Raw genomic sequence first — 16174 nt, forward strand, 5'->3', positions numbered from 1 at the left:
TTAATTAGTTAAGATAAGTTTATAAAGAGCAATATGTGCATATTTTATATCTTGATCTTGCTGGTTATTATTTTTAAAACCTATACTAGCAAAATACATGTTGTTCCCGGATTCATTAAAATAAACTCGCAATTCTTTATCTTTACGAACTCGTAATTCAAAAACATTACATTTTTTCTTATCAGGACTAACATCTTTTATCAAATCTCCATCTGACGAAAAATGTGTAGGTAATTTTCTAAGTTTAGCCTCTTCAAAATGACTAATAATCATTTCTTTTGAGTTCTGAGATAAATTATTAAAATCTTTATGGAACTGGTTTGTGTATTTAGGTTGCTCAAATAATGACAGAAACAGTTCAAATATATTTAAGTTAACTTGATTTCTTTTTGTAATGACTTCGACAATTGCAGTAGTATTAATTTCAGAACCATAAAGATTTGGAACTTTTAAGCTATCATTAGTCGCATTAACTGATATTTCTATAATATCAGTCGCTAATTGTTCAGAAATAGCTGGCGACATTATAAAACCACCATTTTTCCAAACAATTGCTAGATTTAAAGCATCGAATCTTTCACCTTTAATTGTATATCCAAAAGAGGATGTCATTAGTTCTTCAAAATCATCGTCAAAATGAGGTCTTCCTATTGGAAATCTTAAAAATAAAGAATAAGCTAGATTTTTAGTTGATCTATCTTCAATTGAATCAATAGCATCGTGTAAATTGTAACCACCATTGTATTCGCATAAAGATGGTTGTTTATGCGTTACAATGCCTCTTGCTACTTTAATATCCTTTTCCAAGAGTTTATTAAACTCTATAATTGTTGCAGATAGTTTTTCAATGAAAATATGCTTATCAACTGTAGAAGGAATGCAATCATTTAAAAAAAAAGAATGTTCTACGTTCATAAGAGTTTGCTAGAATTCACAGAAAATTGATCAAACATACCTAAAGGCCAGTTCTCAACCCTACCATAATTATCAATACTAACTCTTGATGTTTCTGAATTCTTATCCTTATCTAATTCAAACCAATAAATCTTTACATCAGAATTAAATGATTTTTGGCTATTTTTACAATAGAGTCTTATTCCATCAAACAAATGATCACTATGTGTTTCTACCAATACTTGAACTCCAGCTTCCACACAAAGCGATATTAATTTTGCAATTTCCGTTTGACCTCTTGGGTGCAAATGTGCTTCAGGATTTTCGAGTATTACAATACTATTAGGCGTTAAAGCGCCCAAAAGCAATGCTGTAATCACGGGTAATGAGTAACTTAAGCCGAATCCAACATTTTTTGCCCTATAGCTATTGAAAGTACTATAAGAGCTATCACTTTTTTCTTGTATAAAACTTTCAAAAGTTACATTAGGAGAAATTATACCTAACCATGCTCTTAAATTAAAAAGAAACGTTGATCCTTCAGAATCGGGGTGGATTAAAATGTCTGGAATGATCCTATCCGAAACAATGTCTATGCATTTTAAAATATTTTCACCTCTTTTACCAATTTTACCGTAATTGTTATTAATTGGAAGAGAAGTTTCAGGACCAAATCTGTCAGCACTCACGTGAATAATTTCTGGAAATTTGGCTTTATTCTCATTATTCAATAAAGATTTATTATTGATTATTTCAATGCTGTTACCATCGGTTAAAATACATTTTAAACCTACTCCGTCACGCACAAAAGGATTTTGGCTTTCAGAAATATTGCCATGCCCTTCAAGATAGATTTCATCACCGTTATTAGCTTTTTCTAAAAGTAAAATAGATTGGATAATACTACTTTTCCCACTGCTATTAAGTCCAGTGAGTATTGTTAATTTCCCAAATTCAATCTCCTCTTCTATGAAAGACTTGAAACCAGAAAGTTGAATTGTTTTTATCATGATATGTATTTACTGATAAGGGAAGAGAATTCTTCAAATCTGTTTTTCACAGATGGTGTTTTCATACTATCTCTTGATATAGATAATTGAAAATTATAGTCAGAAATTATTGGTGCATAATCGTTTTGAAAATTTTCTTTATTTTCTAACAAAGAGTTAAATTCATTCTCATTAAGATTTGCTAGTGTTACACCCCAAGTTTCAAAAAGTGCCTTATTAATTGCAGTTCTACGATTCTCTCCATAGCTTTTTCGAAAACTATGTTTATTAAAAAGCTTAAAAGATCTTTTCATTGCAAAATCAAACTTCAATTTAATGTCCTCAAAAGAAAGTATATTAATATCTGAAGCTATAATATTTCCATTTCTAATACTCTTTTGTAATTCTCTAGTATTCAGATTAGGTAAAGAGTTTAGAATAATCATTGTGTCACTCAAATAAGTGTCAATTGACACGGCTCTACGGTATGTTGTAAAGTCTCTTAGTAGGAAAGATAAAAAACGTAAAATGAGTTCTTTATCTTCCATTCGTGTACTCTTTATCGAATATGCTGTAGCTTCTTTAAAAGATTCAAATGAAGATAATTCATTCAACAGTATTGTAGAGGGTCCTAAATAAAGTGCATTTCTAATTTCTTGACTACTGAGGGGCATTCCTCCTGTGTTTAGTCTCTTGAAAATATTACGCCTTACTTCTTCCGGTGTTCCTGGATTTATAACAGTAAATCTAAATTCACTTTCAATTAATCTATTTTGTAAGTTCGTGGGTAATTCATTAAAATTTCTGCCGTTATAAACTTTCCAAAACTCCAAATCTTGTAGTTTAAATCCTCTGCCTCTTTCTGCATCATTACTAGTTTCGAGGTATTTATCTCCCAAAATAAAACTTCTTATTGTGCTAAGTCTTTGTAAGCCATCTACAACGGTGTAGGTGTTTTTTTCATCAGCAGAAACATAAAACATTGGTAAAGGGATCTTAAGTAATAATGACTCAATAAGTTGAGACTTTTTTTCCATTGTCCAAACCTCATTTCTTTGAAAATCTGGATTAAGTATAATCGTACCCTGAGTTAACCTACGCAAAAAAGTTTCCATAGGAACCACTTTCGAATCGATAGAAATTTCCTCCGGATCGAACGGATCCATTTCTTTATAAAATTCCTCTTCATATTCAATTCCCGACTCGGAATTTAGATACTGTTGCTCCTGAGTGTCGTTAGTTGTTTGTTCCATAATGCTAAAATAATAAAATATTATCTAACTAATCCTCACCTTACCCGTTACCACACTATTTATTAAACTTGTCTTATAGTCTTTTAATTTTTCTATCTCTTTTTCTTTTAGGGAAATGACTGTAGAGATTTTGGAATTTGTTTTATTAATATACCCTAAAATTGATTCTCTTTCAATTTTATTATTAGGGAAAGCTACCTTTATATTTATTACATTATCATTACTTAAATTGGCTTGCTTTGTTCCTGAAGGCAACATATACAACTGATTTAAGTACATATCACTATGTAAAATATTTAAAATATAAGAAGCCTCAAACCCATCTTTAACTTCAATTTTTGCAACGCGTTGATTTAAAAGAAAATGTTCTTCTGTATCAATAAGAATTGCAAAACCATAATCCTTTTTACCAAGTGTTCCTGTTAATGACATAAGTATATCATTTTTAGAAACTATCCAATCTTTATGGCTATCCAAACATGATGAATCTACAAATGTTGGCTGTCTATCAAGACACAACTTATTCATATAAGTATTAGCAATCTTTATTATTTGAACACCTTCATCTTTAAACTTCGAGGAATCAAAGGCAAATCCACCTTTTATTCTTACAAAATTCTTCAACTTTTTCACTTCCCAATGCTCAGGTATTTCTCCAATCCATTCTACCCCGCTATCTTTTAATTTAACATTTGGGTTAATACCTTGGGTAACTGCTTTATGAATTAAAATTTGCCTGCGTTCTTTTAATAATTGGATTTGTTTTTGTTTAATGGATATGGCCTGGTCTATTTTGGCTGTTTTGTTATCAAGAAATTTGGCAATTGAGTTTTGCTCAGGAAGCGAAGGAACACCTATTAAAATAGCCTTCATTTCATCGTATCTAGTAGTCCAAAGGTCTGCAACGATTCCATGCCCCATTCGATAATATTCTTCAACAAACATTTGACTTTTTAAGAGGTAGTTACAGTATGCTGGATTAAAATTCTTTGGTTCTATCACTATATTTATTAATGAGACAGAACCATCTCTATCCGAAATACCACTGGATCCTTTTCTATCCGAACGACTATTTATTACAAAATCACCTTTTTTAACTAATTTTCTATTATCTCCATCATTAGATTTGGCTGCATTATCCAATTGTGGCAAAATCCCATTTTTAGTAACTGATAATGGTTCATAATCTTTATCTGAAACTTTTGTGCGTCGTTCTTCAAATCTAGTTCCTAATCTAGTCAATTCCCAACCTTCTGGTATCTCTCCCAACCATTCTACACCAGAATCTTTGTAGGCATCGTATTTCTTCAGCTTAATTTCCATTGTTTTTCTTTTTAAGCTGTTTAGTGCTTTGTTCTAAATGTTGCACAAAATCTTGCTCTACTTTAGAGAGTTCGTTTTTCAGGCTTTCTTTATAGCTGGTGTATTCTTCTTTGGCTTTGTTTAAAGCTTGTTGGTGGCTAACAGTTCCTGAATGAGTTAAAATATCATTACCCGTCATTTGTAAAAAGTCATCAACACGTTGCAGCCAATCTTGCATGTACATGGGTTTGCGGTTTAAGGCCTGTAATTCGGCTACCTCCAAATAGGCCGTTACCATTCGGTTAAGCACATTGAGTTCTTGCTCGTTTAAATAATTTTTAGCTATGGCAATTTCTTGCTGGGTAGGTTGTAAGCCTTTAAAATGGGTTAAGCCTAAAAAAGGTTTGGCTGCGTCAATTCTACTATAAACCACTTCTGCAGCGGTTTGTCCATGTGCTGCCCAATGCATTTTGTTTTGTATGGTTTTAAAAAAGGTTTGCGAGGTTTCGGTATTAGGGTCGTAATCTATACTGGTGGCATACACATCCAATACCTTGCGCCAAAATACCTTTTCAGAAGAACGAATGTCTCTAATGCGCGCCAATAACTCTTCAAAGTAATCGCCACCACCTGCTTGTTTCAGCAGTTCATCGTTCATGGTAAAGCCCTGTACCAAATATTCCCGTAACCGGGCTGTTGCCCATTGCCTAAACTTAGTACCTTGTAAGCTTTTTACCCGATAACCTACCGAGATGATTACATCGAGGTTGTAATAAGTTGTTTCAACTTCCTGGGTTTTATCTGCAATTGCACCATGTAGAGTGGTATGTCGGAATTTCCGACATACCACTTCCTTATCTAGTTCACCTTCTTTAAAAACATTATTAATGTGCTCAGTTATAGTGGTTCTACCCTTGCCAAATAATTCAGCCATTTGTGCTTGAGTAAGCCAAACGGTCTCATTCTCTAAACGGGTTTGTATTTTGGTTTGCCCGTCTTCAGATTGGTATAAGATTAACTCTGAATTCATACTAGGCCAGGTTTAAAATTTCACGAATTAAACCATCACTCTCATTTTCTAGTGCTAAAATATCGGCTGTTACTTCTTCAATGCTACGTAAAGGTTTATGGCGATAGAAATATTTGTTAAAGCTAATTTCGTAACCAATTTTTGTGGCATCAAGGTTAATCCAGGCTTCGCTAACATGAGGTTTAACTTCTCTTAAAAAGTAGCTATTGATATTTTCTTTAAGGGATACGTTTTCGGTATCACGTAAATCGCTTTCGGTTTCATAGGTTTGATACTCGCCTTTTTTATCCGTAGTAAAATAACCGTAATCCTCCAGTTGCCCGGCTGTGCATCCTAAATGGGTTAACAAATCGCTCATTTTGTCGCCACTCAGTTTTACGATGCTTTTCTTTACTTTTTCCGCTTCATCATCGTACCAGCTCACCGCATTTAAAATGGCATTTTTCTCACTTGCAGAAAGTTTAATTTTTTGAGCTTTTAAAACTTCATCAACTTCGTTTACAAAAACATTAAAATCCTGATAAATTTTATCTCCAAATGCCTTCAGTAAAACTTGCGCCGTTTTAAGAATAGCCAATTGCTTTTGCCAGGTAGCTACATTTATTAAGGTTTTTTCTTGCTTCGAATTTAAGTTTAACTCTTGCTTTTCTGCCCAATCCTTAATATCTTTCTCATATTTACTCAAATCCTGGTAAACTTCTTCTCCATAAGTTTCATATACATAAACCATGGCGTCGTTTAAGTTTTTATCGAACCTTAAACCTGCAATCCGCTCTGCGGTGAATTGAGCTTTTAACCGTTTCGGCCTTTCAATGGTTACTTTGTGGAAACCGAAATCGCTGTTATCAAAAACTTGTGCAGCAATACCTTTATCTTCAGCCTTCTCAACTGCTAACATTTCAGTATATACCTTTACAATCTCATTGATGTGTGCTGGTGCAAACTCACAGTTTTTTTGTCCAAGGTTTTTACGTAATTTCTGGTAAAGCTGGCTGGCATCAATCAGTTGCACTTTACCCTTACGTTTTGCTGATTTGTTATTGCTTAAAATCCAGATATACGTGGTTATGCCGGTATTGTAAAACAGGTTGTTTGGCATCTGTACAATGGCTTCTAACCAATCGTTTTCAATGATATACCTGCGGATGTTACTTTCGCCACCACCTGCATCGCCTGTAAATAAACTACTTCCATTATGTACAGAGGCAATCCGGGTTCCGTATTTACTTTTATCTAACGGTTTCATTTTACTTACCATTTCCATTAAGAAAAGCAGTTGCCCGTCTGATGAACGTGGTATCGCGTCGGCATCTTCTTCTTCACCCCAGTAGTTTTTAAGTTTTATACTGAAACGGGAATCAATTACATCTTTACCATCCTTAATATATTTCTGCTCACTTGCCCAACTTTTACCATAAGGTGGATTCGACAACATAAAATCGAACGTTGTTCCTGCAAATTCATCTGTTGATAGCGTTGAGCCTACACGGATGTTTTCAGGATCATTTCCCTTAATCATCATATCTGATTTACAGATGGCATAAGTTTCGTCGTTTATTTCCTTTCCATATAAATAAACGTCACCTTTAGCTTTAATCTCCCCTTCTTCGTCTTTAATAAAGTTTTGAGATTCTGTAAGCATACCACCAGAACCACAAGCAGGATCATAAATGGTCATTACAGGTGGCAGGTTATTTTTAATCGGATCGAAAATAATGTGTGTCATTAAATCAATTACTTCACGCGGGGTGAAGTGTTCTCCTGCTTCTTCGTTATTTTCTTCGTTGAATTTTCTGATTAATTCTTCAAATACATAGCCCATACCTAAGTTAGATAATGGCGGCAACTTCCTGCCATCGGGATCTAGTTTTTGGAATGGTGTTAAATTGATATAAGAAGACGTAAATTTTTCCAACACATCCAGCAATACATCTTTAGTTGCCATGTGCCGTACCTGGCTTTTCAACTTAAACTTCTCTATAATTTCCTTAACGTTATCGCTAAAGCCATTTAAGTAATCTTCAAAGTTAGCTTGTAAAATTTGCTGACTATTTGTTGCGGTGTCGTGCAAACGTTGCAATGTCCACTCACTGGTATTATAAAAAACATAGCCAGATGCTTGACGCAGACCACCTTCATCCCATTCAGTAAAGCCGGCTTCATCTCTTTGAAAGGCTAATTCCTCCAATACTGCTTCTTTTGTTGGCTCCAGTAAAGCATCTAATCTTCGTAAAACCACCATGGGAAGAATTACATCACGGTACTTTCCACGAACGTAAACGTCTCGTAAACAATCGTCTGCAATTGACCAGATAAAAGAAACTAATTTATTATGTACTGCGGTATTCATTATATGATTTTAAGGCTACAAAGTAGCGTTTTTTTAACGATTAAACTGAATATCATCGATAAAACAAGAGTCAAATTTGATAATTTTAGTTGAATAGTCTATACGGTTTCCCCTACCTCTACAAAAATAAATTAACCTATTTTTAATTAAAACCCAAGACTAAAATAACAACAACTCAACCTTCCTCTACCACCCAGCTTAACTTATCCCCTTGCTCCACTACTTCTCTTTCCACTTTAGGCTTCGCCACAAAATCGACAATTACACCATCCTTTACATGCAGGGCGTGAATAATTTTACACGCATAATAACGCCGGTCGGCAAAGCGGGCGGTGCCAGAAAAAAATGAAATGCCCATGGCGAAGATCAAAGCTTTATCGCCCTGGTGGTTCAGGCTTAAGGTTAAGGTTGTTTTCGGAAATTGGCTGTTGTTTAAAGGGATCACCAGGTCATTTACTTCCATAATTTCGTAGCCGCCATGATCATTCAGTTCAAAATGAAAACCCATCACCTGCAACCGGGCTTCGGTAGCCTTAGGATGTGGTTTCAGGAGAGATTTAAGTTCGCACTTAGGCAGAATAAGTTTTACTAATCCATCGGGTTCTATGTGCAAATCGGTTTCGCTAAGCCATAAAGTTCCGAGGGGTTTGTTGCTGTTAAAATCGAAACCCTTAAGCAAAGTGATGTCACTATCAATCAACCTTTTCTCACCTGCCTGTTCGGTTGGGATGGTTTTAAAGATTTCGATAAAACGTTTGTTCAGGCGATTCAGGAGATCGCCATAAGCATAAAGTTTTACGAGCGGTGCAAATGCTTTCCGGATGTAGGCCGCATTTCTGCTGGCCGTGCCAAAATCGCGACTGCTTTTTTTGCTCGCTTCGGTTTGCTGTTTGTGGGCAGCTTTTTGTCTGACAACATCCGTATTTCCGCGTTTGTAAAAAACAAGATCGCCGAGTTGTCCGTTAATTTTGATAATTCCATTCTGGCTAGCCATAATTTTAGTATATTAGGTTAAACAAAAGGGATGATCACTCAATTTAATCAATCTGATTTAAAAATCCCAAAAAAAAATATTCCAAACCCCACCTTCACGCCACATTTACCCCACGTTTAAGCCACCTTCCGGCCGGGCTTGCTTATCCCCAACTGTACACCAACTTAACTATAACTTCGGCTTTGCTTCGGTTGAAATGGAGCTACGGTGAAGGTCGGCGTTATCAAAGGTTTGCATCGATTTCGGTTGGCGGGTTAACATGAGGTAAATAAAAGGTAAAGAGAAACATAGCTAAGGGTTACTTTGGTATATAGCTGTGTGGGAGAAGTCTGGGTAAGGGGCAAAACTTAAAATTATGCATTAACCATTTGTAAGATTGCTTTACCGACAAATCGGTACAGGCTGATTCGCTCTGCCCCCAGCCTCACATCTCAGACCTATCGGATGATGGATTGACCATATAGACGGCTATTTAAAGATCCTTCGCTGCGCTCAGGATGACAAATGTATTCTTACAAAAAGTACCACACCAACATGCCAATACCTGGTGCCTTGGTGGTCATTAAAATCAAGCGATGGTAAGCATTCAAAGCACTGCCCTGATTAAACTAAACCCGATGGAAGTGAGCATCCTGATTCTTCATCAGGATAAAACGGACAGCGGGACTACCGGAACCGACTAGCACAAAACCTGCTTTCCAAAAAATCAACCATATAAGAAATAAAGGGCCATATAAGCTAAGTGCCTAAAATGTTCTTACATTTCTTATATGGTTCAAAAATCAGCTCTGCGCATAACAACCCGTCATCCGACAGCCATTCGATGAAGAATTGATCTTGATTGAAATAACGCTCAGGTTTATTTCTTTTGGGCTAAGCCAACAGAAAGAGCCCCTCGACGGCGGTGAGCCGAGGCAAGCCCGAGTGATGGGAAAAACCTTTAATTGTCATTCTGAACGCAGTGAAGAATCTTTAAATCAAAAGATCCTTCGTACCTCAGGATGACAGAAAACAACAAGGCAAGCCTGGAAAAAGGGCAAGAACAATATTATTTCCTAACCACCCCCAACCCCTCCTAAATTAGGAGGGGAGTGTACCTCATAGTTTCAGAGGAATAATTCTACGGATGCCTGTCTCTGCAATATGCTCCATGCTATCTGCTCCCTGCTATACGGACTGGGAAATGATGGAAGGATCCTTCGACTACGCTCAGGATGACAAAAAACCGAAGGAAAATAAAAGTAGGATGAATTAATCGCGATTGAAATAACGCGATAAATCTGCTGCACTATGCTATCTGCTCCCTGCTATCCGGCCTAGCAGATTTTCGCCGGAAAAAGCACGGAAATCTTTGCAGTTCGCCCTCATGCCCCCACAACCCAAGGCAGGATCAAAGCGGGAGCGGTGGGATAAGTAAGGGTAAGAGCCTCGATGCTGCCGCTATCAAGATTTCCGTAGGTTTTTACAAGGAATTGCGCAGCAATCTTTTATACCGATAAAAACAACATTATCAGATAAAAAACGATGCAAGCCTTGGGTTTTTGTTTCTTTTGGGCCAAGCCAACCTGCGAAGCAAGCTTGAAGGCCTATAAAAACATATACACTACTGAAAAAAGAAAGAGCCCCTCGGCGGCGGTGAGCCGAGGCAAGACAGTGCCTAGGGCAAACATATGGTAAACATTTAAAGATCCTTCGTACCTCAGGATGACAGAAAACAATAAGGCAAGGCAGAGCGATGGCAAGAGTAATATTATCTCATAACAACCCCCAACCCCTCCTAAATTAGGAGGGGAGTGTCCCTCATAGTTTCAGAGGAATAAATCTACGGATGCCTGTTTCTGCTCCGCGCTATCTGCTCCCTGCTATCCGGCCTAGGATATGATGGAAGGAGAAAACGTTAAAGCTTTTGCACCTCCTTTCAACCTACCACAGCCCAGAGGCAGCACGCCCTCCCCGATTTTTCATCGGGGCTTGTGCTGACGACCTCAAAGCTTTGACGAATTTATCCGACATCAGATCCAAGCCTTGATTTTTTGTTACTTTTTCATCAAGGAAAAAGTAAAAGCCCTTCGGTGGCTAACCGAGGCAAGACTGCGCGAAGGAAAAACTTTTTAGGTAGTGAGTAAACACAAATAAGTGCGAAGCACTTACAGATCCTTCGTACCTCAGGATGACAGAAAACAATAAGGCAAGGCAGAGCGATGGCAAGAGTAATATTATCTCATAACCACCCCCAACCCCTCCTAAATCAGGAGGGGAGTTCCCCTCATAGTTTCAGAGGAATAATTCTACGGATGCCTGTCTCTGCACCATGCTATCTGCTCCCTGCTATCCGGCCTAGGATATGATGGAAGGAGAAAACGTTAAAGCTTTAGCACCTCCTTTCAACATACCACAGCCCAGAGGCAGCACGCCCTCCCCGATCCTTCATCGGGGCTTGTGCTGACGACCTCAAAGCTTTGACGAATTTATCCGACATCAGATCCAAGCCTTGATTTTTTGTTACTTTTTCATCAAGGAAAAAGAAAAAGCCCTTCGGTGGCTAACCGAGGCAAGACCGAGCGAAGTGGAAAAACCTTTTAATTGTCATTCTGAACGAAGTGAAGAATCTTTAGATCAAAAGATCCTTCGCTGCGCTCAGGATGACAGCATCAAATAAAAAAGCACCAAGAACCTCGCGTCCTTAGTGCCTAAATTTATACACAAACTTATAAAGTCTTTAAGACCTTATAGGTTTGTGCAAATTAATTCCAGCCGCCACCTAACGAGCGGTACAAACCTACCACAGCATTTAACTGCTCTGTTTTAATGGTGGTTAACTCCAGTTCGCTCTGCAATAAATTGCCTTGCGCCGTAATTACCTCCAGGTAGTTGGCCATACCGCTTTTAAACAACAAACTTGCATTTCTTGAAGCCTGTTGTAAAGTCTGCGCTCTTTTTTCAGCGATACTGTATTGTGCTTTTAACTTCTCTACTTTCGTTAACTCATCAGACACTTCTCCAACCGCATTTAATACCAACTGACGGAACTGGATCACCGATTTCTCGCGGTCGATTTTAGCCAGTTCTAAGGAAGTTTTTAACTGACCTCTCTGAAAAATCGGTTGCGTGATCCCTGCCCCAACCAAACCAAACAACGATGCCGGTACATTAAACCAGTTGCTGGCTTTAAAAGAGTTGATGCCTCCGCTTGCGGTAATCACCAGCGAGGGATATAAACTTGCCTTTGCCACCCCAACCTTTGCATTGGCAATGGTTAAAGCCAGTTCAGCACTTTTAATATCAGGCCTGCGGCTTAACATCGATGAAGGGAAACCTGCGTTTAAATCCTGCGGGATAATCATTTTATCTAAACGGCTTTCGCGGTTAATGGCTTTAGGCAAAGTACCGATCAATACACTTAAAGCATTTTCCTGTAAGGTTACATTCTGCTCTAAACGAGGGATTAACTGTGCCGCATTTAACTGTTGTGCCTGCGCCTGCTGTATCGCTAATGAAGTTACCTGACCAGCATCAAACTGTAAATTGATAATCCTTAAGGTACTGTCGTTCAGTTTTAAATTCTTTTTAGCGATTTCCAATTGTGCATCCAACATTAGCAAATTGTAATAACCTTGCGCCACATTGGCTACTAAACGCGTTTGAACTGCTTTACGTGCCTCTTCTGTCTGCAAAAAACTGGCTAAAGCGCCAGCTTTTTGATTACGGATCTTTCCCCAGATATCAGCTTCCCAAACCACACCCAGATTCGCATTGTAATCTTCGATGTGTGTTGAGCCTGTAAACTGGTTCAGGCTTAAACCATTTAAACTGTTATCAGACGGGCGGCTCGAACTCGCTGCCACCTGCAATTTCAATTCAGGTAAATAACCCAATTTCGATTGTTTAAACAATACTTCAGCGGCATCGATATTTTTCAATGCAATCTGCATATCGTAATTTTTAACCAAAGCTGTATCGATTAAATGCTGAACAGTAAGGTCGTTGATGAAACTCTTCAGGGGCATCGTACCAATGCTTGAAGAATCTTTTGGCAATCCGTTTCTGAACAAGCCTGGTGCTACATTTGGCAAGGCTGTATCTTTCGAAACCGAACATCCGCTCCAGATTAAAGCCAGGAGCAGGATGGTAATAATATTAAACCGTTTCATAAACTACATGATTATTATTTACAGGTTCTCCATGGTGCTGAACAACCTCATTTTTTGATTTTTTTGATATTTTTTCCTGTAAAGCCTGGAAGATGACAAAAAGTACCGGAATGATGAACAAACCTAAAACTACACCCGATACCATCCCTCCTGCTGCACCGATACTGATGGAGTGGTTACCTTGTGCCGATGGACCTGTTGCAATACTCATCGGGAATAAACCGAACACAAAGGCCAGTGAAGTCATAATGATCGGTCTGATCCTTAATCGGGCGGCTTCAATAGCCGAATCAACCAAACTGAGTCCTGCCTTTCGTCGCTGCACGGCAAACTCCACAATCAGGATGGCATTTTTAGCCAGCAACCCGATCAGCATAATCAGTGCTACCTGTACATAAATGTTGTTTTCGATACCAGTTAAACCCAATACCACAAACACACCGAATACACCTGTAGGGATGGAAAGGATTACCGCCAATGGCAGGATATAACTCTCATACTGTGCAGATAACAGGAAGTACACAAATACCAAACAAAGCAGGAAGATCACTGTCGACTGTCCGCCTGAAGAAATTTCCTCACGTGTTTGTCCGGAGAATTCGTAGGCATATCCGGTTGGCAATTGTTCTTTAGCCGTTTCTTCTATCGCTTTAATCGCATCACCAGAACTAAAACCTGGTTTAGGGATCGCATTTACCTCGATAGAGTTGAACAGGTTATAACGCGAAGCCGTTTCAGAGCCATATACACGGGTTAATTTAACCAACGTACTGATGGGCACACTTTCACCTGCCTTGTTTTTAACAAATACACGATCAATACTCGCAGGATCTGTTCTGTCGGCAACATCGGCCTGAACCACTACTCTATAATATTTACCAAAGCGGTTAAAATCTGAGGCCTGCGCCGTACCGAAATACGTCTGCATGGTTTGTAAGATATCTTTTTTGCTTACCCCCAGCTGATCGGCTTTTTCGTCGTTCACATCCAGTTGTAACTGTGGATAATCTGCTTTATAAGAAGTAAAAGCATAAGCAATAGCTGGTTTCGCCATTAACTTAGCGATAAAGTTATTCGCCACACCACTAAATTTATCCAGCCTGCCATTCGTTTTATCCTGTAACATCACGTTCATGGCTTCCACGTTACTAAAACCCGGAACCGTAGGGAAACTGAATACAAAGAAGGTACCGGCAGATATGGCCGCCATTTTGGCCCTTACAATATTCTGGATCTCATCAATATTTTTAACTTCTCCTCTTTCGTCGTTTGGTTTTAACAATAAGAAAATCTGTCCGGCCGATGGACTGTTGGATGCGGTTAAAAAGTTATAACCCGCCAACGACATCACAAATCTTGCTGATGGCATCGCCCTCAACTCTGCTTCAGCCTGTTTTAACATTTTATTGGTATTAGCTAATGATGTTCCCGATGGACTGGCCACAGCGATCGCCACAAAACCCTGATCTTCTGTCGGGATAAAGCCTGTTTTAGTTCGGCTTACCAGGAAAACGGTAACCAGAACAATTAAGGCAAGCCCACCCATACTGATCCATTTATTGCGGATAAGCACTTTCAAACCGCCAACATACCGGTTGGTCATGTAATTAAACCCACCGTTAAAACCTGCATAAAACTTTTCTACAAAACCTTTTTTAGGTGCTTTGTGCCCGCCCTCTGCATGTTTATTCTTTAAAAATAAGGCCGCAAGAGCAGGACTTAAAGTTAAGGCGTTAACAGCCGAGATAATGATGGCGATAGCCATGGTTAAAGCGAACTGTTTGTAGAAGATCCCTGTTGAGCCGGTCATAAAACCAACCGGTAAAAATACTGCCGCCATCACCAGTGTGATTGATATAATGGCCCCGGTAATTTCGCTCATCGCCTGGGTGGTTGCCTCTTTCGGACTAAGTGAAGGGTTTTCTTCCATTTTGGCATGCACCGCTTCTACCACCACAATCGCATCATCTACCACAATACCAATGGCCAGCACCAGTGCGAACAACGTTAAAAGATTAACAGAGAAGCCGAACAGCTGCATGAAAAAGAAGGTACCGATAATCGCCACCGGAACCGCAATAGCCGGAATTAAAGTAGACCTGAAATCCTGAAGGAAGATAAATACCACGATAAATACCAGTAAAAAGGCTTCGATCAAAGTGTGTTCCACCTGATTGATGGATTCGTCCAGATCGGTTTTGGTACGGTAAAACTGGTTGTATTTAATACCTGCAGGGAAATCTTTCGATAGTTTCGCCAACAGTTTATCAATAGCAATCTGGATTTCGTTGGCATTAGAACCTGATAACTGGATTACCCCAATGGTAATCCCATCGTGTCCGTTTAAACGATTTACACTACCATAACTGTATGCACCCAATTCAACACGGGCCACATCTTTTAAACGTAATATAGAACCATCTGAATTAGAACGGATCGCAATATTTTGATATTCCTCTGGTTTGGTCAGTTTACCTTTATATTTAATGATATATTCAAAGGCCTCACTACTTCTTTCCCCAAACCGACCAGGTGCTGCTTCCAGGTTTTTATCCTGAATGGCAGTAATCACTTCGTTAGGTGTAATTTTGTAAGTAGCCAATTGACTTGGGTTTAGCCAGATACGCATGGAATAATCTTTAATCCCACCAAATACACTGGCCGAACCTACCCCCGGAATCCTTTTAAGTTCGGGAATGATATTGATCTGTGCATAGTTATTTACAAAAACGGCATCGTATTTTTTGGGATCTTCTGAGTAAACACCGATAGCCCCAATAAAACTGTTTTGCTGTTTGGTAGTGGTGATACCATATTGTACAACCTCTGCTGGCAATTGACTGGTGGCCTGCGAAACCCGGTTCTGCACATTAACAGCCGCCTGATCGGGATTGGTACCTTGTTGAAAGTAAACCGTAATGGCCAGGGTACCATCGTTACTGGCACTGGAGGTCATGTAGGTCATGTTCTCCACACCGTTAATTGCTTCCTCCAATGATGGCGTTACCGAACGTAAAATGGTTTCGGCATTAGCCCCAGGGTACACCGCAGTTACCAATACCGACGGAGGTGCGATATTTGGAAAGCGCTCTAAGGGCAACTTTGTTAGGCCAAGTATACCAACTATTACCAATAAGATGGAAATAACAGTCGAAAGTACAGGCCTGTCTATAAATTTCTGAAACATGATTGCTTAAACTTTAATGGTTTG

9 protein-coding genes are annotated in these 16174 nt (G+C 38.7%); all 9 read right to left on the reverse strand.

Annotation, left to right across the window (positions count from 1 at the left end):
- The 9 genes from ACUN24_RS21905 to ACUN24_RS21945 all read right to left on the reverse strand — a co-directional run bounded on the left by ACUN24_RS21905 (window position 1) and on the right by ACUN24_RS21945 (window position 16150).
- On the reverse strand, window positions 1-915 hold the full coding sequence (locus ACUN24_RS21905; protein ID WP_445564452.1) for a hypothetical protein: 915 nt from the start codon (window positions 913-915) through the stop codon (window positions 1-3).
- A complete protein-coding gene (locus ACUN24_RS21910) occupies window positions 912-1904 on the reverse strand; it encodes an AAA family ATPase (protein WP_445564453.1) in 993 nt (330 codons plus the stop codon). The genes ACUN24_RS21905 and ACUN24_RS21910 overlap by 4 nt, the downstream gene beginning before the upstream one ends.
- Window positions 1901-3136, reverse strand: a complete 1236-nt coding sequence (locus ACUN24_RS21915) for a DUF262 domain-containing protein (RefSeq protein WP_445564454.1) — start codon at window positions 3134-3136, stop codon at window positions 1901-1903. The genes ACUN24_RS21910 and ACUN24_RS21915 overlap by 4 nt, the downstream gene beginning before the upstream one ends.
- Window positions 3137-3160: 24 nt before the next feature.
- Entirely contained in the window at window positions 3161-4459 is a 1299-nt protein-coding gene (locus tag ACUN24_RS21920) for a restriction endonuclease subunit S (protein ID WP_445564455.1), read from the reverse strand.
- The gene (locus tag ACUN24_RS21925; RefSeq protein WP_445564456.1) at window positions 4449-5468 is read right to left on the reverse strand and encodes a virulence RhuM family protein; all 1020 of its coding nucleotides are present in this window, start codon (window positions 5466-5468) and stop codon (window positions 4449-4451) included. The genes ACUN24_RS21920 and ACUN24_RS21925 overlap by 11 nt, the downstream gene beginning before the upstream one ends.
- 1 nt (window position 5469) lies before the next feature.
- On the reverse strand, window positions 5470-7818 hold the full coding sequence (locus ACUN24_RS21930) for a type I restriction-modification system subunit M (protein WP_445564457.1): 2349 nt from the start codon (window positions 7816-7818) through the stop codon (window positions 5470-5472).
- 175 nt (window positions 7819-7993) lie between these two features.
- Window positions 7994-8812, reverse strand: coding sequence for a hypothetical protein (locus ACUN24_RS21935; protein WP_445564458.1), 819 nt, complete (start codon window positions 8810-8812; stop codon window positions 7994-7996).
- A gap of 2744 nt (window positions 8813-11556) precedes the next feature.
- A complete protein-coding gene (locus ACUN24_RS21940) occupies window positions 11557-12963 on the reverse strand; it encodes a TolC family protein (RefSeq protein WP_445564459.1) in 1407 nt (468 codons plus the stop codon).
- Entirely contained in the window at window positions 12950-16150 is a 3201-nt protein-coding gene (locus ACUN24_RS21945; RefSeq protein WP_445564460.1) for an efflux RND transporter permease subunit, read from the reverse strand. The genes ACUN24_RS21940 and ACUN24_RS21945 overlap by 14 nt, the downstream gene beginning before the upstream one ends.
- Window positions 16151-16174 lie beyond the last annotated feature (24 nt).

The organism is Pedobacter sp. WC2501, assembly GCF_052682415.1.

Coding starts and splice junctions, on each gene's coding strand:
- ACUN24_RS21925 (WP_445564456.1), bottom strand. CDS start 5,468: ATGAATTCAGAGTTAATCTTATACCAATCTGAAGACGGGCAAACCAAA.
- ACUN24_RS21905 (WP_445564452.1), bottom strand. CDS start 915: ATGAACGTAGAACATTCTTTTTTTTTAAATGATTGCATTCCTTCTACA.
- ACUN24_RS21910 (WP_445564453.1), bottom strand. CDS start 1,904: ATGATAAAAACAATTCAACTTTCTGGTTTCAAGTCTTTCATAGAAGAG.
- ACUN24_RS21930 (WP_445564457.1), bottom strand. CDS start 7,818: ATGAATACCGCAGTACATAATAAATTAGTTTCTTTTATCTGGTCAATT.
- ACUN24_RS21920 (WP_445564455.1), bottom strand. CDS start 4,459: ATGGAAATTAAGCTGAAGAAATACGATGCCTACAAAGATTCTGGTGTA.
- ACUN24_RS21935 (WP_445564458.1), bottom strand. CDS start 8,812: ATGGCTAGCCAGAATGGAATTATCAAAATTAACGGACAACTCGGCGAT.
- ACUN24_RS21915 (WP_445564454.1), bottom strand. CDS start 3,136: ATGGAACAAACAACTAACGACACTCAGGAGCAACAGTATCTAAATTCC.
- ACUN24_RS21945 (WP_445564460.1), bottom strand. CDS start 16,150: ATGTTTCAGAAATTTATAGACAGGCCTGTACTTTCGACTGTTATTTCC.
- ACUN24_RS21940 (WP_445564459.1), bottom strand. CDS start 12,963: ATGAAACGGTTTAATATTATTACCATCCTGCTCCTGGCTTTAATCTGG.